This window comes from Nonomuraea sp. NPDC050451, from assembly GCF_044458585.1.
Genome location: NZ_JBITHZ010000029.1, coordinates 67,837 through 88,010, shown reverse-complemented (window position 1 = coordinate 88,010; position 20,174 = coordinate 67,837). Strand labels below are relative to the sequence as shown.

Below are 20,174 nucleotides of genomic sequence, written 5' to 3'. Positions count from 1 at the left end.
TATTTCAGCATGATTGGCACCAAAGGCGCCCAGACCAGCGCGCGGCTGGTCGAGTCGATGCTCGAACTGATCCAGGCCCGCGGCTACAGCGGCACGGGCCTCAACACCGTGGTGGAGCACGCCCGCGCCCCCAAGGGGTCGCTGTACTTCCACTTCCCCGAGGGCAAGGAGGCGCTCGGGGAGAAGGCCGTCGAGCTCGCGGCCGAGCGGTTCCGCGCCCTCGTGGTCGAGTCGGCGCTGGAGCCGGGGAGCCCGGGCGACGCGGTCCGCCGCGTGATCGACGTGCTGGGCGGGATGCTCACGGACAGCGACTTCCAGCTGGGCTGCCCGGTCTCGGTGGTCACGCTGGAGATGGGCGCCCAGAGCGAGCGGCTTCGGGACGCCTGCGCGAACGCCTTCGGCTCCTGGATCGACCCCATGGCCGAATACCTCGCCGCTCAGGGGCACTCGGCCTCCACCGCCCGTACGCTGGCGACGGCCGTGGTCAGCACGGTCGAGGGGGCGATGATCCTTTCGCGCGCGCAACGGTCGACGGAGCCGCTGCGCTGTGCCGCCGACGTCATCGCCGCGATCCTGGACCACCCTCTGACGGGGGAGCTGCCGTCATGAGCCGGCACGCTCTGGTGTTCGGGGCGACGGGTCTCATCGGCCGCCACCTGATCCTCGCGCTCGGCCAGGCCGGCGTACGGGTGAGCACGGCCAACCGGAGCCCCGAGTCGTACCGGCGGCTCGTTGCCTGGCTGGAGGAGCACGGGCACGGCGAGGCCCCGGCCGATCTGCGGGTCGACTTCGAGACGCCGTCGCTGATCGACGGCGACGCGGCGGACGTCACCGAGATCTACAACTGCGCCGGCGCCTACCGGTTCGGGATGCCGGCGGACGAGGCCCGCCGCGCCAACGTCGACAGCGTCCGCGCCATCGTCGAGTTCGCGGCGGGGCTGCCCCGTTTGCGCCGCCTCGTGCACGTCTCCGGGTACCGGGTGGGCGGGCAGGATCCGCAGCCCTGGAGCGACGAGCGGCGGCGGGAGACGTACGAGGCGCTGGGAGCGTACGAGGCGTCCAAGGTCGAGGCGGACGCCGTGCTCCAGGCCGCAGCGGACCGGCTCGGCGTCCCCTGGTCCGTCGTCAACCCGTCCAGCGTGATCGGTGACAGCGTCACCGGCGAGTCGGACCAGCAACTGGGCCTCGCGTCGAGCGTGAAGGAGATCTGGCAGGGCGCCATGGCGGCACTGCCGGGGGACGCCAAGACGTTCGTGCCCGTGGTCACGGTCGACCATCTCGCCCGGTTCATGACCCTGCTCCCGCTGGACGAGGCGGCCGCGCGGAGCGCGTACTGGGTGCTCGACGACGACACGCCCGCGTTGCCCGATCTGCTCACCCGCGTCGCGGAGCACTACCAGGTCAGGGCGCCGCGTGCGCGGATCCCGGTGCCCCTGCTGAGGCGCCTGCCCCGGTGGCTCACCAAGGCCGACCCGGAGACCCTGACGTTCCTCTCGAACGACCGCTACCCCACGGGACCGGCGGACGCCTTCGCCGCCCGGCACGGCCTCGCCATGCCGGACGTCACCATGTCCGTCCTGCGCTGGGCCGACCACCTGGCGGCCCACCGGTTCGGAGCCGCCCCTGCCGGCCGGCGGCGGTTCACCGTGGCCGGCGGGGTTCGCACCTTCGAACTCGGCGAGCCGGACGCGCCCACCGTGGTGCTGCCGGGCCTGCCGGTGAACGCCGACACCTGGGGCCCGGCCGCCGCGGCGCTGGGCCACGCTCGCGTCGTGGACCTGCCCGGGCTGGGGCTGAGCGCGGGACGGCCCGGGGACTGGCCGCGCTGGCTGACGGCGCTCGTGGATGAGACCGGCGCCCGTCACCTGGTGGGTCACTCGGTGGGGGCGGCGGCCGCCCTGGAGGCCGCCCTCGCCCGTCCCGATCTGGTGGACCGGCTCACGTTCGTGTCGCCGTTCTTCCTCCAGCCGCGCGCCGGTCTCGCCGCGCGGTGGGTCTGGCTCAGCCGGTGGTATCTGGGCCGGGTACGGCCTGAGGCGCTGGCGGAGCGGCTCACCGGGGACGTGGCGTACGCGAAGGCGCTGGAGTCCAGCGTCGCGGACCTGCGCCGCGGCCACGTCGCCGCCGACGTCGCCCGGCTCCTGGCCGACGTCGGCCGGGAGGACCGGCATGCGGAGCTCCGGGCCAAGCTGCGGCGGTACCACGGGAGCGTGCACGTCATCGTGGGAGCCGACGACCCGCTCACCGCCGAGGGCCGCATGCTGCTGGACACGCTGCCACAGGCTACGGTGACGGTCATCCCCGGGGCGCGTCACCATCCCCAGCTGACACACCCGGACGAACTCGCCCATGCCATCCGGATCCCCTCGGCGAAGGTACGGGAGCCCAGCCCTCCCGTCGTTCCGTCGTAGGGGTACGGCGGGGGCGGCCGCCGCGGGGGCCTCCAGGAGGGCACCTGCGGAGGCCGTCCCCGCAGTCGGTCGTGTCGGTCAGAGGAGGTCGGCGGGCTGCCAGGAAGAGTGGATCATGGCCCGTTCCGTGGCGGCGAGGTGGGTGGCGGCGGCCACCCACGCCCACGCGTACCGGTCAGGCCCCGTATCCGTCAACCGCCCGAACACGTCACGGCTCCGGCGATCCGCCTCGGCGGCCAGCCCCGTGACCAGGTCGGCGGCGGTCTGGAACCCGGCGTTGCGCAGCTGGGCGTACGACTCGCCGTTGCGGGCCGACTCGGCCACCGCCCGCCTCCCGCCGGACACGGCCAGCTCGACCAGCCTGCGTACCCGCCAGAGCGGCGCCCCGGCCACCGGGTCCACCTCGTCGCCGTCCGGGGGCGGCGGGCAGGCGTCCTGGGGCGGGAGGTGGGCTCCCTGGAGACGGTCGTACCCGAGGTCGGCGTGCCCCTGCCATTCGGGGGGCAGGCGCAGCGTCGCCTCGGTGCCCGGGACCGGGCCGACCGCCAGCGGGAGCAGCGTGGCCACCCGGTCCGGCTCCACCCGGCCCACCACCCGTACGAGCAGGCCCGGACGGGAGGCGAGGCGCCGCAGGTTGTCGACGTGGGCCAGCTCGGGATGGTGGCCGGCGGGGACGAGCCGGATCAACGGACCGTAACCGCGCACGTCACCCGCGGAATCGGGAAGCAGCGCGCGGGCCAGTACGTGGTCGCCCGCCGCGCCGACGATGACCAGGTCGCAGCCGACCGGTTCGCGGGCCTGTTCCGCCGTGTCCGACTCGCTCCAGGCGTGACCGGAGAGCCGGGCCCCCGCAGCCTCCGCCAGGGGCCGGGCGAACAGGGTCGCCATCGGCCCCTCCGTCCACGGCATGCCGGAGACGGGGGTGGCTCGCACGCCCTTGCCCGCCCCGAGACGCCCGTCCGGGGAGACGGTGGCACCGACGATCAGCAGTCCGGCGCGGGAGAGCTGGGAGTGGTTCAGCATGGCGGGGCCGATGGCGACTGGCGCCGTGGCGGCCCCGCGGGCGCGGGCCGATCCGCCCGGCTTGACGTCGGCCACCGAATACCAGCGGCCGTCCTCCGCGACCACGTGCGTCACCACGCCGCCGTACCCGGTGGCGCTGATCACCGGCTCCCTGAACACCCCGTACACCTTCAGGCTCCCGCCCGGCTGGTAGTTGCGCCGTACGGTGCCGACCAGCGCCGGGTCGGGGTCCGCCCCGGCCAGCCGGCCGGCGGTGAGCAGCAGCTCGCGCAGAGCGGAGACCAGGTCGGCGAGGCGGTGGCCGTCGTGGCGGGCACGGGCGGCGCGCAGCCCCCGCACCACCCGCAGCGCGGCGGCCTCCGCCCCCGGCAACCCCGCCAGGCGGGCGGTGTGCGCGGCCCTCAGCAACTCGGCCTGGGGCACCGCGCCGGCGGCGGGCACCCCGGCGGACAGCACGGCCGCGGCGGCGGCCCACAGCCCGGTCGCGGCCGCGACCTGCGCCGCCGTGGGCCCCACCGCCTCGGGCGCTGCGACGGACTCAGCCCCCTCGGGTCCACTGTCAGGTGTGCCGCTGCTTTCCAGCTCGGCGGCTGTCTGCGCTCCCTCAGGTGCGGGTTCGGCGTCGGAGGGCTCGCGGGGGGTGGCCTCCTCCTCGGCGGGGAGCGCGTCCCCGATCGGGCAGGCGCTCAGTACGGCCGCACAATGCAGGCAGCGCGGCGCCAGCAGGCAACTGCACGACGCCTGGTCACCGTCGGAGATCACACCGGACGGCCCCGGCGAGAGCGTGACGACCGCGTCCTCGCCGCAGGTGATCTGGACGCCCTCGCCGCCGGCCGTGACGGGCAGGGCGGCGTACTGTTCGATCGCCGCGTCCAGCTTCTTGCGCAGCCGCGAGGTCAGGTTCTCGACGGCGGCGGCGACCACCTCCGGCGTCACCAGCGGCAGCGGACCGCCGGGGGAGCCGGTCGGGGCCGTCTCCGGAACGGCTTCGGGAGTGGTTGATGTGGAGGGGTTCACCGGTGTTCTCCGCGGAGGCGGTCGCCCACCCATCGGGCGAGGGCGAGCGGGCTGAGCGCGGCCACGGGCATCCCGGCCGCGACGAGTTGCTGGGCGACGGGGATCGAGTAGCGGGGTACGCCGTCGTCGTCCAAGGCGGCGCATCCCAGCAGGTGCACGCCGGAGCCGGCCAGCGCGCGCACCTCGGCGAGCAGGCCGCCGATCGGGTAGCCCTCCTCGAAGTCGCTGACCACCACCACAAGCGTTCGGCTCGGGACCGTGACCAGCGTGCGGGCCTGGGCGAGCCCGGCGGCGATGTGCGTGCCGCCGCCGACCCGTACCTCCAGCAGGAGGGACAGGGGATCGCTGACCTGGTCGGTCAGGTCGATCACCTGCGTGGAGAACGACAGGAAGTGCGTCGACAGCGTCGGCACCCCTGCCAGCACGGCGGCCGTCAGCGCCGACCAGACCACCGACGCCTCCATCGAGCCGGACACGTCCACCACCAGGATCAGCCGCCAGTCGGCCTCCCGGCGGGAACGCGTGCTGAACACCGGCCGTTCCGGCACCACCACGAGCCGCCCGTCGTCCAGGCGGCGCGTGTACGGCAGATTGGCGCGCAGGGTGCGCGGCAGGTCCAGCCTGCCGCCGGGGCGGCGGGTCGGGCGCGGCGTGGCGACCCCGGTCATGGCGGGCCGCAGGCGGGTGGCGAGCTCGCGGGTCAGCTCGTCCACCAGGCGGCGTACGAGCGGGCGCAGCTTGGCCACCTGCTGCTCGGGCAGGCCGCCTGCCAGGGACAGCACGGACGTCAGCAGCTCCACGGACGGCCGGACGGAGGCGGGGTCGAGTTCGGTCAGCACGTCGTGGCGTCCGGCGTCGGCGGCGCGGGCCAGGACCTCCTCGCGCACCTCGGTGCCGAACAGCGCCTCCAGCTCCTCCGACCACTCGCGTGCCGTGGGGAACGGCGCCTCCCGGCCGCCCCCGTCGCCCGGAGCGGGCTCGAAGCCGTTGGCGCCTTCGCCGCGGCCCGACCCGTACAGCTCGTCCAGGGCGCGGGCGTACGAGCGGGCGCCTGGGGGCAGCTGCTCGGACTCCCGGCCCAGCAGCAACCGCCACCGGTCCGCGGGCCGCAGCCTGCGCCGGATGTCGGTCACGGGGACGGCGACCACCTCCGGCTCCACGGACTCCTCCGAGGTCCCGGCCTGCGGTTCATCCGCCGGTGCCGTGGTGCTCTCGATGGGGACGGGGATGGGGAGCCGGAGCGCTCGCAGGGCGTCCAGCCCGGCCGCGTCGGCGGCGGTCCAGAGGGCGAGCAGCGACGGCGGAGCGTGCAGAGCCACGTCGAGCCGGTCGCCGAGGCGTTCGGACACGACCCCCAGCAGCCGGCTGCGTCCGGCCGGGCTGAGCGTGTCGAACCCGCCGCGCAACGCCGGCAGCCGGTCCAGGAACTCCTTGTCCGTGAGCCCGTCCACCCGGTTCATGAGCGGGTCGAGCGCCGCGGGGGCCGACTGGAGCAGCGGACCGGCGGCCGTGAGCACGCCGGTCAGCAGCCGGCTCAGCCGCAGGCGGCCGTCGGGGCCGGTGGCGGTGTCGATCCAGCCGGCCGCCCGGTCTCCGAGCGAGTCCGGGCCGTCCAGGTCCAGCAGCACGCGGGCGGCCAGGGCCGCGCCCTGCATGAGGGGCGAGGCCGTACGCGCGAGCACCGCCAGGGCGTCGTCCATCCGCAGGCCCAGGCGCTCCTCGCCGGCCCGGGAGGCGAGGGCGACCAGGGCGACCGCGTCCTCCGGTTGATCGCTGCCCGCCAGCCCCGGCAGGGCGCGTACCGCCGCCTCCAGGAGGGTGCCGGACAGCTCGGCGGCGTGCTCGCGGCCCTCCGGCGTGGTGCCGGGCAGGTGCCGGCGGCGCAGGGCCTCCATCAGGTCGAGGGCCTGGAGCAGCTCGGCGAGGGTGGCGGTGGCGGGCAGCGTGACGGCGGCGTCGGCGAGGCGGTCGGCCACCAGGTCGGGCAGGTCGCAGCCGGCGGCGGTCCGCAGGCCGTCGAGGATGAGGGCACAGGTCGGGCCGCCGTCCGCCGACTGACGGCGGTACGTCTCGCGCAGCGTCCCGGCCGCGGCCTGGGCGAGGGTCACGCCGCGTACGCCCGCCAGGTCCAGCAGGGCCGGGACCGCCGGGGTCCAGGACAGCCGCCACCTGGTGGTGAGCGCCGCTCCGTCGCCCGTGCCCATCACCTCGATCGGCTCGCCGTAGTTGACGCCGCAGGCGAGCAGGCGCTGCAGGGCGACCTCGCGGCGGGCGTCGAGATCGGAGCGGAGCGGATCGAGGCGTACCTCCCGAGGCTCCGGGTTGTCGGGACACGGGAGGCGCAGGGCGGCGAGATCGGCCTCCACGGCGGGCCCGAGCCCGGAACGCGGCGTGCCGGGCGCGGTCCTGCCCCGCTCGGTGCCGACGAACACGGTGTCCAGCGCCCGCGCCAGGGCCCGTCCCCGGCCGAGCGGCTCGCCCTGGCCGAGCACGGTCGTCACCGCCTCCAGCAGCTCGCCGCGCCCGGGGGCGGGCAGCCCGCGCAGGCCGGCCAGGTCGCAGGAGAGCCGCAGCGCCTCGACGGCCTCGCCGGTGCCCGCGGTGTGCCCGGCCGAGCGAAGCTCCCGGCACAGGTCCGTGATGGCGCGCGCGGCGCCGTCCCGGACCTTCCCGGGATCGCCGCCGGCCGCGAACACCGCCTGCTGCCAGCGCGGGTCCCGGATGCCGGCCGGGTAGCCGGACCGGGAGTCGAGCAGGTCGAACGCGTACGGCACGAGCGAGGTCACGGGCACCGGCCCGGCCCCGTCAGCCGACCCACCGGCGGGTCCGGGGATCTCGTCGGAGGGCGTTCCCACGGCAGGGCCGGTGCTCTCGTCGGAGGGCCGGGGCAGGGCGGGGGCGTGGAAGGCGCCGATCACCGCCGCGACCCGACGCCCACCGGCCGCGGCGGTCGCGATGACGCGGCGCATGTGGGCCTCGCGGGCCAGGTCCATCGCGGGCACGCCGCCCGCGGCCTCCGCGTCGCGGCGCAGGGCCCAGCCGACGCCGAGGGCGGCGCGACGGACGGCCTCGGGCTCGCAGCCGGGGGCGAGGACCTCGACGGCGCGGTCCCACATGTCGTCGCCCTCGCGCCCGCTGCCGGCCCTGGCCAGCCCCTCGGCGAACGAGACACTCGGTGAATCCTCGGTGGGGGGAGCCTGCGCGGTGGCGTGCCAGCCGCGGTCGGCCAGCGGCAGGTCGCAGCAGATCACCTCCGCCCCGCGCTTCCACGCCCACCGGATGGCCACCAGCTCGGGCGAGAAGTCGGCGAACGGGTAGAACCCGAGCCCGCCGTCACCCCGCGCCCCCGCGAGCGCCACCGGGGCGTGCGTCCCCGGGTCGGCCAGGTGCACGAGCCAGGGCTGGAAGTCCGCCGGCAGCTCGACGCAGACCACCTCTGGGTCGGCGGCGTCCAGCAGCGCGGGCAGCACCACGGCCAGGGCGGGGCTGTGGTGCCGCACCCCCAGCAGGTACGGCCGCGACGAGGCCGCCAGCGCGGCGACCGCCTCCCGGGGATCCACGTCCGGCACGGGCGGATTGAGGTTCTGAGCGGTCAACGGAGGTTCTCCCGCAGGTCCCACAGGCGGCGCCACATCGCCGACCCGTCCTCCGCGCGCCTGCGCACCGGCCCGTCCCAGTAGCCCAGCAGCCGCCCGTGATCGGCGGGGTCGTCCTTGCGCACGACCCCCAGCAGGTGGCCGGGCACCAGGTCCAGCACGTCGCCGGTGGGCAGGTACGCCGCCGCCACCCCCAGCGAGGCCGCCACCTGCACGGCCTCGGCCGTGGACATGACGGTGCCGGGGCGTTCGACGTCCCAGCCCTCGGCGGAGCGGCCGGAGCGCAGGTCGCGGAAGACGGTGACCAGCGCGTCGAGCACGGCGTCGTCCACCCCGAAGGCCGCGCCGGCGCGCTCGACGACGGCCGTGGCCTGGCGGCGCACCAGGGAGACCTCGGCGTCGGCGTCGGAGATGGGGCCGACGGTCTCGAAGTTGAAGCGCCGCTTGAGCGCCGCCGACATCTCCGAGACGCCGCGGTCGCGCAGGTTGGCCGTGGCGATGACGGTGAACCCGGATGCGGCCGCGACCTGCGCGTCCTCGGTCCCGGCCAGCTCGGGCACGCTGACCCGCCGGTCGGACAGGATCGACACGAGCGCGTCCTGGACCTCGGGCAGGCAGCGGGTGATCTCCTCCACCCGTGCGACGCGGCCGGAGCGCATGGCGGTGAGCACGGGCGAGTCGACGAGCGCCGTCCGGCTGGGGCCCTGGGCGAGGAGCAGGGCGTAGTTCCAGCCGTAGCGGAAGGCGTCCTCGGTCGTGCCGGCGGTGCCCTGGACGGTGAGCGCGCTGGTGCCGCACACGGCGGCGGCCAGCAGCTCCGAGAGCATCGACTTGGCGGTGCCGGGCTCGCCGACCAGGAGCAGTCCGCGCTCGCCGGCGAGGGTGACGACGCAGCGTTCGACGAGGGCGCGTTCGCCGACGAACTTGGGCGCGATCTTCATCCGGCCGTCCAGCTTCTCGTTGCCGCTGCCGCAGATGAAGGTGACGACCGCGCGCGGGGTCAGCGCCCAGCCGGGCGGGCGGGGGCCGGAGTCGTGGGCGGCGAGGAAGGCGAGTTCGGCGGCGTGGCGCTCCTCGGCGGGCAGCACCTGCCGGGCCGAGGGGGCGCGATCTTCGGTCAAGGTCATGGAAGAGAAGTCCTCTGAGTCATTGGTGGATGAACGGGCGCGCCCCGGGGAAGGGGCGCGTCCCGAGAAGGGTCAGCGGCGGCGTCCGCGCTTCACCTTCAGCTCCTCGAAGCGCGGCGCGTCCCCGTCCCGCACCCGTCCCCAGGCCCTGGCGTACAGGTCGGCGGCGGGTTCGGCGGGCACGAGCGGCGCCCCGGACGGCCCCGACACGTCGAACAGCGGCAGCTTCCACTGCTCCAGCGGCAGCCGCGGCGCGCTCTGCGCCGTCCACCCGCCGGGCAGGAACAGCGACCGCCCCGCCCGCTCGCGGGTGGCCCGCACGACCAGGTCGGTGTCGGCCAGCTCGGCGTGGGCCGACTTGAGCCGGGCGGGCTTCCAACCGGTCCACCGGGCCGCGTTGCGGTCGGTCGGGTCGGGCATGGCCAGCAGCATCAGGTACGCCGTCGCGGCGTCCTCGCCCAGCCCGAACTCCTTGGCCACCTCGATGACCAGATGGGGCACGGACCGGCCGGGATCCTGCGGCCACCACGTGCCGTCGGCCCCGCGTTCCCCGGCGAGCGGGTCCCCGGGGTCGGACAGCAGGGCCTCGAAGCGCGGGCCGCGGACGGTCGCCAGCGCGTCCATGACCGGGAACGGCTCCTCCGACCCGATGAGGGCCCGCAGGTAGGGGTCGTCACCGGCCTCGTCCAGGAGCGACATGCGGACGGCGGGCGCGGGCCGGTCGTCGTGGGTGGCCATGACGACGGCGCCGTACCTTTCGTACCCCTCGCCGGTCTCGGTGGGCGTGCCGGCCGCCTTGCGGAAGGCGGGCAGGTCGACGTACCGGCCGAGGTCGAGCAGGAAACCGGGGGCGGCCAGCCGGGCGCGTATGGCGGCCAGCGCGCCGGGCAGCGCGGCCCTGATCGGGTCGCCCGCGGGCAGCCGGTGCGCGAGCCAGCGCGACATGACGATGGTCGTGTAGAGGGTGTCGGCCGTGAAGCCGGTGGCGTTCTCGTCGGCGGGCCTGGCGCGGTCGCCCCGGATGGCCCAGGCCAGGTCGCGGCCCAGCTCCGGCTCGCCGGCCGGGTCGATGAGGGCGCGCAGCGCGCGGCCGGTGTCCCAGCCGGTCCTGACCGTGCGGGACGCCTCGCCGAGCAGCCATTCGGGCACGGCCGTCTGGGGGCCGATCTTGTCGTTCCAGACGGCCGCCGCGGTGGCGACGTCGGGGCCGTCGCTCCAGAGCCGGGCGGGCTCCCGGGGCAGCAGCGCGGCGACGACCGCCCGCCGGATCCCGGCGTCGACCTTTTTCAGTTCGTTGCGGGCGATGGCGGCGTCGGCCACCTTCACGCCGATCGCGGTGCGGGTCTCCTTGGTGAGGAAGGAGTGCTCGTACGCGTCGACGGAGGGCAGGCCCGCCACGACCAGCCGGGCCATCGTCAGGGAGACGCCGGTGAGCCGGGAGAACTCCTCGGCCGCCTCCGGCCGCCAGGGCGCGGGCCCGCGCTCGGCCAGCTCGGCGCGGAACGCCTCCAGCCACCCCTGCGGCCGGTCCACGCCGACCGGGTCGGAGGAGCTCAGCGTGTACGGCTGGGGCGCCTCGAACCGCCCGGACGGGTCGTGGAACAGCGCCCGCCACCGGGTCCCGGAGTCTTCGGGCGAGTCGTGGCTGATGAACACCAGGAACGCGCCGCCCTCCAGCGGCAGGACCCCGAGCCAGTTGCCGTCGCGCCACTCGCCGTCGGGCTTCTCCAGACACCGCTTGGGCAGGTGGGCGGTGACGCGGCGCCACCGCGACGGGTCGGCCGCCACGGGCAGCCCGGCCTCGGCCAGGGCGTGAAGCAGCCGCTCCGACGTGACGCGGTGCTCCTCCGCGATGGTCGCCGATCCGGTGCGGTAGGCCACCGCGGCCAGGTGGTCGAGCATCGGCTCCCAGTCCAGGCTGGAGTACGGCAGCTCCGGCCGGTCGAGGTGGAGGTGGCCCACCCCGGCCGGAGCCTCGTCCGCCAGCGCCTGGATCCTCCGGATCTGCTGGAAGGCCCCGTCGACTTCGTGGCGCCAGTAGTAGGAGGTGGAGACGTCCAGCCCGCTGAGCGCCTGGGCCAGGTCGTGGTCCGTGGGGCCCACGGGGGCCTGCTCGCGGTGTCCGCCGGACAGGGCCTCGGTGAGCCTGGCGGCGACGGCGTCCAGCGCGGCCTGCTGCGCGCCGGCGAACCGCACGATCCCGGCGATCCCCGCCACCAGCCCGTCGTGGCTGACCTGGGGCAGCAGCTCCCGGATCCGCGCCGGCAGGTCCTCCTCGCGGGCCGCGGCCAGCAGCCGCGAAGCGGTCTCCGGGGCGAGCTCGCGCAGGGCGGCCGACCCCTCGGGGTCCCTCGGCCGCAGGTGGTGCCAGTAGCGCAGCGGCGGGAGGATGATCGTGCCCTCGCCGAACGTGCCGGGCGCGGCGTCGGTCCTGGCGGTGGCGACGCACACGCCGTCGGCGTCGACCAGTTCGACCCGGTAGCTCCCCTTGAGGACGGCCACGGGCCGGTCGGTGCCGGGGAAGGTCAGGATGCGCGCCGGGTTGCCGTCGCCGGGCGGGAGGGTGATCGCGCGGCCGGACAGGTCCTCGCCGCGCAGCGAACCGTCGGGCAGCCGTGTCACCCGCCAGCCGAGCAGCCCGCCCACGGGCACGCTCCCCGGGGTCGCCTCCTCGGACGGGGCGGGCAGCAGCCAGCCCCCGTGCAACGTCGTGCCCGCGGGGATGTCGGTGAGGAAGGCGGGCATGCTCTTCCTGCCGTGCTCCCCGCTCCCCGGATCGTACTCGTGCCAGCCGAGGGTGTCGCGGTCGGACCCGTCCCAGGTCCACACCCAGTAGGAGGTGCCGTCGGTGATCACGGACCGTTCGAGGGGGACGTTGGTGTCGCCGGGGTGCAGCACGCCGAGCCCGGTGGTGCGGCCGCCGCCGGGCAGCGCCAGGGTGACCGGGTCGTCGCCGCGGTACCAGTCCATGCGCGTGCCCCGGGTGCTGCCGCTCTGGCTCTCGACGGCGTGGACGCGATCGGCGGAGGTGTGCCAGTAGCCGCGGAAGGCGTTGTCGGCGGCGCGGGACTGCCAGTAGACGAGCAGGTCGCCGTCGACGTAGTGGTAGCCGATGTCGCCCCACGTGTCGTTGGGCGGGACGCGCAGGTCGTGGGTGAGCACGGTGCCCTCCCGCCCCAGCACGCGGACCTGCCGGGAGCCCGCCGCGATCAGGTACGGCCAGGCGTCGGCGACCACGATGTCGTCGACGTCCTTCCTCGGCACGAGGGTCGCGGCGGCCTCCTCCCAGGCCGGCCAGCCCAGCTCGTCGAAGATCCCGGTCCGCAGCGTACGGGCGAGCACGGGGGAGACGTCGGCCGAGGCGGCCCGGCGTACCTCGTCCTCGGCCAGGACCAGGGCCTCGCCCGGCAGCCAGGACAGCCGCCGCAGCGCGTCGGGCAGCTCGGGCAGCCCGGCGGACGAGGACCGCGCGCAGACCTTGCGCACCCACTCGGCCAGCATCGGCCGGCCGCCGTCGGAGGCGGCCAGCAGGCGGACGGCGCGCAGCCCGTCGGAGTCGCCGGTGAACGAATCCGCCGCGCGCTGGAAGGCCGGCGTGAACCGGCCGTCGGCGGCCAGCGCGGCCAGGTCGCGCTGCCCCTCGCCCTGCGCCCAGTGCTCCAGCCGCAGGTAGTCGCCCTCGCCGGGGTCGGCCACGGGCAGGCCGAGCGCGAGGAACAGGTCGAGCAGATCGACGTCGTACGGGTCCGTCAGCCTGGTCGCGGTGTCGGCGAGCTCGGCGCGCAGCCGGTCGGCGGCCCGTTCGACGAGCGAGTAGAGGACCGGCAGCCGCGGCGGCAGGCCCCAGGTGGCGTTGCGGGTGGTCAGGAACCGCCGCAGCCAGCCCGACGCGCCGTCCTCCGGCGCCTGGCCCGCGACGAGCTCGTCGACGGCGCCGGCCGCCTCGAGGATGTCCAGCCACACACCGGGCAGGTCGTTGTCGTGGCCCTGCGGCATGACGGCGAGCAGCGCCGCGCGCACCTCGGGCTCGCGCCCGCCCAGCGCCCCGATCGCCGCGCGGTGGGCCTTCCACCAGCCGGTGGCGGCGCGCAGGGTGGCGGGCAGGGCGAGCAGCTCGCGCAGGTACGCCTGCTCGGTCGCGTCGGCGTCCACGCCGGCCGCCCTGGCCAGGCGGCGCAGGTCGTTGGCCATCTGGGCAGAGGGGGGCATCCCGCCCGCCGTGCGCCGCACGCACAGCTGGGAGAAGCGGCGCAGCGCCTCGTCGGCGGACACCCGGCCGGCCAGCTCCTTGGCGTAACCGGACAGCACTTTGACCGGCAGCGCCCCCGCCAGCGCGAACTCCAGGAACACCGAGTCGAGCCGGTCCTCGTCGATCGCCAGCCCGTGCTCGGCCTCCGCCTTGCGCGCGCTGGAGAACATCTGGGCGGCGTAGGTGGCGTTCTCCACGCCGGTGAACACCCGTCCGGCCTGCTCGTAGAACGTGGGCAGGAAGTGCGGCACGGACGCGCCGAGCCGGCGGGCCAGCTCGTGGTAGCCGTCGAGCGCGTTCTTGGGCTTGGACTTGGCCTGCCGGGCGATCCGCTCCAGCTCCGGCACGACGGCGAGGGCGTGCTGCCCGTCGCCGGGGTGGTGCACCAGCACCCACTCGGGGAAGCCGAGCGAACGGCGTAACCCGAGCCCGACCACCGCGGGCTCCCCGTCGGGCTCCAGGCCCAGGAACCCGGCCGCCAGGTCCTCGGCCGCCCCCAGCTCGCCCGCGACCAGGCGGACGACCACGCGGTCGTCGAGCGCTGGGTGACGGTAGCGGCGGGCGGTCATCGGCACGGCGCCCTCGCCCGTGCTCTCGGTGTCCGGCGGCAGGATCGCCCCGGCCTTCAGCAGCTCGTCGCTGTGTTTGATTGGTCGCTCGCTTCGCTCGCTCATGCGTCCTTGCCCTCCTCGACCTTGCGCCCCGCGTACAGCGCCGCGGCCATCCGCATCCCCTCCGACCAGGCCACCGGGCCGACCTCGCGCAGCGGCAGCGTCCTGCCGTCGAGGTCCTGCCAGGTCAGGCCACCCGTGGTCACCTCGTCGTCCCAGTACGGCTCGCCGATCCAGACGCTCGCCTCGGTGATGGCCCCGGCGTCGCGGACCCGGCAGGTGGCGTAGCCGCCGGTGACCCGGTAGCCGAGCGTGGTGGCCCGCGCGGCCAGGCCGAAGCGGGAGTCGTACGTGCCGCCGGAGAACTCCGTCACGGTCGTCGCCTTGCCGTCCAGGTCGGCGGGCTTGCGCCAGGTGGCGCGGTGGATCTGCTCGACCTTCTGGACCACGCCCAGCTCGGCCGCGAACTCCCGCAGGTCGTCGAGGTCGGGCAGCAGCACCGGGTGGGGCAGCGTCACCGTGCGCGGCGACAGCCGTACGGTCTCGCCGTCGAGGTTGACCACCCGCAGCTCGCCCGTCTCGGTGGCGTCGCGCAGGAAGCCCACCTCGTCGGGGTCGTCGCCGACCACGGCCAGGTCGCGCAGCGCCGACTGCCACGCCTCGTCCGGCCACACCCGGGCCAGCAGCCCGGTCGGCACGGGCAGTGACGACACCATCCACAGGTCCGCCTGCGCCACGCACGAGGCGGCGTGGCGGTCGAGCCACTCGGCGAACCGGCGCAGCCGGTCCACCTCAGGGTGATCACGCAGCGCCTTCGGCAGCGATTTCAGCTGCCGTCCCGCCGACCGGCCGGAGGTGGCTCGCGCCGCCACCCGGCCCTCTATCAGGGCAACCTCGTACCCTTCGCCTGCTGCCAGCCAACCCAAGGGGTCCCCGCCTTCCAGAAGCCCGAATCCGGGCATGAAATGTCGAATGAGCAGGGGTTTCCGTGCCCCTGCCGCTGTTGTTGCGCCGAACCTAGCGGCACTGACCGACAAATGCGCGGATCTCGCGAATTATCGGGCGCGCGGCCTTGCCGCGGCCGCGATGGGACTCCCGATAGTCTGGCGGCATGATCTTAGTGACCGGCGCCACCGGCAACGTCGGCTCCGAACTCGTCGCCGCGCTGGCCTCCGCCGGCCGGCCGGTCCGGGCGCTCGTCCGCGACCCGCGGCGCGCCCTCCCGGCCGGCGCCGAGCCCGTGACCGGTGACCTCAACCAGCCGGAGAGCCTGGCCGCGGCGCTCGACGGCGTCCAGGGGCTGTACCTCATGCCGGGCTATGCGAACTTGCCCGGACTGCTGGCGCGCGCCCGCGACGCCGGCGTGCGGCACGTGGTGCTCCTGTCCGGCGGTTCGGCCGCGCTGGAGGACCTCGGGAACGCCGTCTCCCGCTACATGACGCTCTCGGAGCGGGCCGTGCGCGAGTCGGGCCTGGCCTGGACGTTCCTGCGGCCCAGGTCGTTCATGTCCAACGCGCTGCGCTGGCTACCGCAGCTCGAGGCCGGCGACGTGGTGCGGGTGCCGTTCGCCGACGTGCCGGTCGCGGCCGTCGATCCGTACGACATCGCGGCCGTCGCGGCCCGCGCGCTGCTGGGCGGCGAGCACGAGGGCCGGATCCACGAGCTGACCGGCTCCCGCGCGCTGCTGCCCGCCGACCAGGTCGCCGTTCTCGCCCGGGTGCTGGGCCGAGACCTGCGGTGCGAAGGGCTGACGAACAGCCAGGCGCGGGCCGAGATGGAAGCGGACATGCCGGTCGAGTACGTCGACGCCTTCTTCCAGTTCTTCGTGGACGGCACGCTCGACGAGGCGACGGTCCACCCGACCGTGGAGGACGTGCTCGGACGGCCGCCGCGCACGTTCGAGCAGTGGGCTCAGGACCACGCGGACGCCTTCCGCAAGAGCTAGCTCGTCAGGTGGGTGGGGGCGAACATGCGCAGGGTCGCGGGCAGCACGACGACGCCCGGCCCCGGCGTCCGCAGCGCCCGCGCGAGGTCGCTCTCCAGGTCCTCCGGAGTGGTGCGCCAGGCGGGCACGCCGAAGGACGCCGCGAGGGCGGCGAAGTCCGGCCTCGCGAGCTCGGTCCCCGTGGCGGCGCCGAACGCGTCCGTCATGTACTCGCGCAGGATGCCGTAGCCGCCGTCGTCCACGATCAGCCAGGTCACGTCGAGCCGGTGCTGGTGCAGCGTGGCCAGCTCGGCCAGGCCGTACATCGCCCCACCGTCGCCGCTGACGGCCAGCACCGGCCCGCCGGTGGCGGCGGCCGCGCCGAGCGCGGCGGGCAGCGCGTAGCCGAGCCCGCCCGCGCCCTGCGCCGACTCCATCGGGCGTGGCCAGGCGGACCAGGCCCAGTACGCCAGGATCGTCATGTCCCAGAAGCTCAGGGCCTGCTCCGGTAGCGCGCGGTCGATGGCCGCGAGCACCGACCGTTCGAGCGCGAGGTCCTGCGCGTCCAGCCGGGCCGCGACGCGCGCGAGCACGTCGCGGACAGCCGACCGTGACGCCGATCGGGCCCCCGGCTGTGCCACCGATCGGGCCCCCGGCTGTGTCACCGACTGGGGCGCCGCCCCGTCGCGGCCGGTACGCACGCCCTTCACGGCCCGCGCCAGCTCCTCCAGCGCCAGGCGGGCGTCCGCGTGGACGGCCAGCCCCGGATGGTTGGACTCGAGCTTGCCGAGATCGGCCTCGATCTGCACGACCTGGCCCCTCGGTCGCATCGTGTGGTAGTTGCTGGACAGTTCCCCCAGCCCCGACCCGACGACCAGTAGCACGTCGGCCTCCTCCAGGAACGCCGTCAGGTGCCGGTCCTCCAGCCACGACTGGAGCGACAGCGGGTGCTCCCAGGGAAAGGCGCCCTTCGCACCGAACGTGGTGGCGACCGGCGCGTCCAGCTCCTGGGCCAGCTCCAGCAGGGCCGCCTGGGCGCCGGCGCGCACCACCCCGCCGCCGGCCAGGATCACCGGGTTGGCCGCGCGCGCCAGCAGGTCCGCCGCCGCTGTGACGAGCTCGGCCCGCGGGGCGAGCGGTCTCGGCGCCACCCGGAGCTCGCTCACCGCCGGGATGCCGGTCTCGGCGAGCAGCACGTCCTGCGGGATCTCCACCAGGACCGGGCCCGCGGGCGCGGTCAGCGCGATCTCCCACGCCTCGGCCAGCGCCGGCGCGATCTGCCCGGCCGTCCGCACCACGTGCACCGACTTCACGACGTCCCTGAAGGAGGCGGCCTGGTCCGGCAGCTCGTGCAGGTAGCCCTTGCGCCGCCCGCCCAGCCCGTCCGCCGGGATCTGGCTGCTGACGGCCAGCACCGGTACGGAGGCCGCGCGGGACTCCATGAGCGCGGGGAGGGTGCCCAGCGCGCCCGGGCCGGTGGAGACGAGGAAGGGCGTGACCGAGCCGGTCGCGCGGGCGTGGCCGTCGGCGGCGAACGCGACGCTCAGCTCGGTACGGCACCCCACGTAGCGCAGGTCCGAGCGGCGCAGCGCGTCGAACAGGCCGAGCGCGTGCTGCCCCGGCTCGCCGAAGACCGTGGTGGCGCCGAGCGCGGCCAGCGACTCGACGACCAGGTCGCCGCCCGTCCGCACGACTTGTCCCCCTGACATGGTCGGATCCTCTCGTCTACAGGACCTTGGCCAGGAAGGCCCGGGTCCGCTCGTGCCGGGGCCGGGCGATCAGCTCGGCGGCCGGTCCCGCCTCGACGACCAGCCCGTCGTCCATGAAGACGACGTGGTCGGCCACCTCGCGGGCGAACCCGATCTCGTGCGTCACCACGACCATCGTCATGCCCGCTCCGGCCAGGTCCTTCATCACGTCGAGGACCTCGCCGACGAGCTCGGGGTCGAGCGCGCTGGTCGGCTCGTCGAACAGCATCAGCTTCGGCTTCATGGCCAGGGCCCGGGCGATCGCGACGCGCTGCTGCTGGCCGCCGGACAGCTGGGCGGGGTGGTGACCGGCCCGCTCCTCCAGGCCGACCCGCCGCAGCAGGTCGAGCGCCTCCCGCCGGACGGCCTCGCGGGGCCGTCCGAGCACGTGCGTGGGCGCCTCCATGACGTTCTCCAGCGCGGTGCGGTGCGGGAAGAGGTTGAAGCGCTGGAACACCATGCCGATGTCCCGCCGCTGGTCGGCCACCTCGCGCGGGCGCATCTCGTACTTCTTCCCGCCCGAGCGGCGGTAGCCGACCAGGTGGCCGTCGACCCAGATCTCCCCGGCGTCGAGCCGCTCGAGGTGGTTGACGCAGCGCAGGAACGTCGACTTGCCCGAGCCCGACGGGCCGAGCAGGCACACCACCTGGCCGGCGTGGACCGTCAGGTCGATGCCCTTGAGCACCTCGACCTTCCCGAAGCTCTTGCGCACGCCCCTCGCGACGAGCAGTTCGTTCACGATCGGCCTCCGAACCGTCGTTCGAGCCGTGACTGGGCCAAGGTCAGCAGCGTGGTCAGGACGAGGTACCAGAGGCTGGCGACGATCAGCAGCGGGATCTGCTGGAAGTTGCGCCCGTAGATCAGCTGGGCGCTGGTCAGCAGGTCAGGCAGGCCGATGACCAGCACGAGGGAGGTGAGCTTGAGCATCGAGATCGTCTCGTTGGCGGTCGGCGGCACGATCACCCGGGCCGCCTGGGGCAGGATGACGCGCCGGTAGACCAGCGCGGGCCGCATGCCCAGCGCCTCGGCCGCCTCCCGCTGCCCGTGGTCGACCGAGCCGATGCCCGCCCTGACGATCTCGGCCATGTACGCCGCCTCGTTCAGCCCGAGGCCGAGGATGGCCGCGGTGAACGGGGTGATCAGCGCGTTGACCGGCGCGGAGAAGAACTCGGGGCCGAAGGGGACGCCGAGGCTGATCCGCGGCATCACGGCGCCCAGGAAGAACCAGAACAGCAGTTGGACCAGGATGGGCGTGCCGCGGAAGAGCCAGACGTAGCCGGCGGCGACCCAGCGCAGCAGCGGATTGTCCGACAGCCGCATGATCGCCAGCGCGGTGCCGAGCACGGCGCCCGCCAGCATGGCCAGCGCCGTCAGCTCGACCGTGAGCAGCAGCCCGCGCATGATCGACCGCTCGAAGAGGTAGCCGGCCACCAGGTCGAGCCGGAGCGCCGGGGTGGTCAGCACGAAGTTGACCGCCATCGCGGCCAGCACCGCGAGCACCGCGGCGGCCACCCACCGGCCGGGCCGCCGCAGCGGCACTATGGGCTCAGTCATGAGCCCGCGTTGATCGCGGCGTCCTTGAACGCCTGCGCCTGCAGGTTCCACTTGGCCAGGAGCTGGTCGTAGGTCCCGTTCGCGATGACCTTCTTCAGCGCGGCCTGAACGGCGTCACGCAACTGCGGCTTGCTCTTCGGGACCGGGATGCCGACGGGCAGCGGGTCGATCGCGCTCACCGCGACCTCGAACTGCTGCGGAGCCTGCTTCACGCTGTAGGCCAGGGTCAGGTCGAGCGCGGCGACCATGTCGGCCCGCTTGGACTGCAGGGCCTGCACGGCGCTCGCCTGGTCGGGGAAGGGGACCTTCTCCACGGCCGGTTTGCCGGCCCCGGCGCACTTCTTCGTGACGTCGTCCACGAGCAGGTCGCCGGTCGCGGCCTTCTCGACCGCGACCTTCTTGCCGCACATGTCGAGGGTCTCCTTGACGCCCTGCGGGTTGCCCTTGGACACCATGAGCGCCGACCCGGACTTGAGGTAGTCGACGAAGTCCACCTGCTGCTGGCGTTCCTTCTTGTCGAGCATGCTGGTCAGGCCGAGGTCGTAGCGGCCCGCGTTGAGGCCGCCGATGATGCCGTCGAAGCTGACGTTCTCGAAGGCGAACTCCACGCCCAGCACCTCGCCGAGCGCCTTGCCCAGGTCGGCGTCGAACCCGAGCACGGTCTTGTTGTCGGTGTCGAAGAACTCCATGGGCGGGAAGGAGACGCCGGAGGCCACCCGTACCTTGCCGGCCTGCCGGATGTCGGCCGGGAGCAGCTTGGCGACCGCCTCGTCCTTGGCGCCCGCCGCGATCTCGGTCTTGGGCGCCGCCGTGGTGGTCTCCTCGGGCGCGGCGCATCCGGTGAGGGTCAATCCGGTGAGCAAAGTGATGGCGAGTGCTCTTCTCATGTGATGCCGTGCCTTCCCGAACAGGGG

At 74.8% G+C, this 20,174-nt stretch carries 12 protein-coding genes; 3 read left to right on the top strand and 9 right to left on the bottom strand.

Features of this window, described 5'->3' with window-relative positions; translation table 11 throughout:
• The first annotated feature begins 9 nt into the window (after positions 1-9).
• Positions 10-609 (top strand): TetR/AcrR family transcriptional regulator, encoded by a 600-nt coding sequence (locus tag ACIBI9_RS49645; protein ID WP_397233896.1) that lies wholly within the window; start codon positions 10-12, stop codon positions 607-609.
• Complete coding sequence (locus ACIBI9_RS49640; RefSeq protein ID WP_397233895.1) at positions 606-2,411, top strand: alpha/beta fold hydrolase; 1,806 nt, start codon at positions 606-608, stop codon at positions 2,409-2,411. The genes ACIBI9_RS49645 and ACIBI9_RS49640 overlap by 4 nt, the downstream gene beginning before the upstream one ends.
• Positions 2,412-2,489: 78 nt before the next feature.
• Here the strand turns inward: ACIBI9_RS49640 and ACIBI9_RS49635 are convergent, their stop codons facing one another.
• The 5 genes from ACIBI9_RS49635 to ACIBI9_RS49615 form a co-directional block, all read right to left on the bottom strand.
• Positions 2,490-4,451: a hypothetical protein gene (locus ACIBI9_RS49635; RefSeq protein ID WP_397233893.1), complete on the bottom strand. Its 1,962-nt coding sequence runs from the start codon at positions 4,449-4,451 to the stop codon at positions 2,490-2,492.
• Positions 4,448-8,047 (bottom strand): DUF5682 family protein, encoded by a 3,600-nt coding sequence (locus ACIBI9_RS49630; RefSeq protein WP_397233891.1) that lies wholly within the window; start codon positions 8,045-8,047, stop codon positions 4,448-4,450. The genes ACIBI9_RS49635 and ACIBI9_RS49630 overlap by 4 nt, the downstream gene beginning before the upstream one ends.
• Entirely contained in the window at positions 8,044-9,174 is a 1,131-nt protein-coding gene (locus ACIBI9_RS49625) for an AAA family ATPase (protein WP_397233890.1), read from the bottom strand. Before ACIBI9_RS49625 ends, ACIBI9_RS49630 begins: the two co-directional genes overlap by 4 nt.
• 72 nt (positions 9,175-9,246) lie before the next feature.
• The gene (locus tag ACIBI9_RS49620; RefSeq protein WP_397233888.1) at positions 9,247-14,097 is read right to left on the bottom strand and encodes a DNA-binding protein; all 4,851 of its coding nucleotides are present in this window, start codon (positions 14,095-14,097) and stop codon (positions 9,247-9,249) included.
• The gene (locus tag ACIBI9_RS49615) at positions 14,094-14,906 is read right to left on the bottom strand and encodes a DUF4132 domain-containing protein (RefSeq protein ID WP_397233886.1); all 813 of its coding nucleotides are present in this window, start codon (positions 14,904-14,906) and stop codon (positions 14,094-14,096) included. The genes ACIBI9_RS49620 and ACIBI9_RS49615 overlap by 4 nt, the downstream gene beginning before the upstream one ends.
• Positions 14,907-15,145: 239 nt before the next feature.
• Here ACIBI9_RS49615 and ACIBI9_RS49610 point away from each other — a divergent pair, with 239 nt between their 5' ends.
• Positions 15,146-15,979 carry an NAD(P)H-binding protein gene (locus ACIBI9_RS49610; RefSeq protein ID WP_397233884.1) on the top strand — a complete coding sequence of 278 codons (834 nt, stop codon included), beginning with the start codon at positions 15,146-15,148 and terminating at the stop codon, positions 15,977-15,979.
• Here the strand turns inward: ACIBI9_RS49610 and ACIBI9_RS49605 are convergent.
• Genes ACIBI9_RS49605 through ACIBI9_RS49590 form a run of 4 tightly spaced genes read right to left on the bottom strand, consistent with a single transcriptional unit; the run spans position 15,976 to position 20,147 of the window.
• Positions 15,976-17,667: a thiamine pyrophosphate-binding protein gene (locus ACIBI9_RS49605; protein WP_397233882.1), complete on the bottom strand. Its 1,692-nt coding sequence runs from the start codon at positions 17,665-17,667 to the stop codon at positions 15,976-15,978. The genes ACIBI9_RS49610 and ACIBI9_RS49605 overlap by 4 nt on opposite strands.
• A gap of 16 nt (positions 17,668-17,683) precedes the next feature.
• Positions 17,684-18,445 (bottom strand): amino acid ABC transporter ATP-binding protein, encoded by a 762-nt coding sequence (locus tag ACIBI9_RS49600; protein ID WP_397233880.1) that lies wholly within the window; start codon positions 18,443-18,445, stop codon positions 17,684-17,686.
• A complete protein-coding gene (locus ACIBI9_RS49595; RefSeq protein ID WP_397233878.1) occupies positions 18,442-19,260 on the bottom strand; it encodes an amino acid ABC transporter permease in 819 nt (272 codons plus the stop codon). Before ACIBI9_RS49595 ends, ACIBI9_RS49600 begins: the two co-directional genes overlap by 4 nt.
• On the bottom strand, positions 19,257-20,147 hold the full coding sequence (locus ACIBI9_RS49590; protein WP_397233876.1) for an ABC transporter substrate-binding protein: 891 nt from the start codon (positions 20,145-20,147) through the stop codon (positions 19,257-19,259). Before ACIBI9_RS49590 ends, ACIBI9_RS49595 begins: the two co-directional genes overlap by 4 nt.
• Positions 20,148-20,174: the final 27 nt, after the last annotated feature.

Bases quoted from the DNA above. Each gene is read 5' to 3' on its own strand.
- ACIBI9_RS49645 (WP_397233896.1), top strand. From the start codon at position 10: ATGATTGGCACCAAAGGCGCCCAGACCAGCGCGCGGCTGGTCGAGTCG.
- ACIBI9_RS49640 (WP_397233895.1), top strand. From the start codon at position 606: ATGAGCCGGCACGCTCTGGTGTTCGGGGCGACGGGTCTCATCGGCCGC.
- ACIBI9_RS49625 (WP_397233890.1), bottom strand. From the start codon at position 9,174: ATGACCTTGACCGAAGATCGCGCCCCCTCGGCCCGGCAGGTGCTGCCC.
- ACIBI9_RS49620 (WP_397233888.1), bottom strand. From the start codon at position 14,097: ATGAGCGAGCGAAGCGAGCGACCAATCAAACACAGCGACGAGCTGCTG.
- ACIBI9_RS49610 (WP_397233884.1), top strand. From the start codon at position 15,146: ATGATCTTAGTGACCGGCGCCACCGGCAACGTCGGCTCCGAACTCGTC.
- ACIBI9_RS49605 (WP_397233882.1), bottom strand. From the start codon at position 17,667: ATGTCAGGGGGACAAGTCGTGCGGACGGGCGGCGACCTGGTCGTCGAG.
- ACIBI9_RS49595 (WP_397233878.1), bottom strand. From the start codon at position 19,260: ATGACTGAGCCCATAGTGCCGCTGCGGCGGCCCGGCCGGTGGGTGGCC.
- ACIBI9_RS49590 (WP_397233876.1), bottom strand. From the start codon at position 20,147: ATGAGAAGAGCACTCGCCATCACTTTGCTCACCGGATTGACCCTCACC.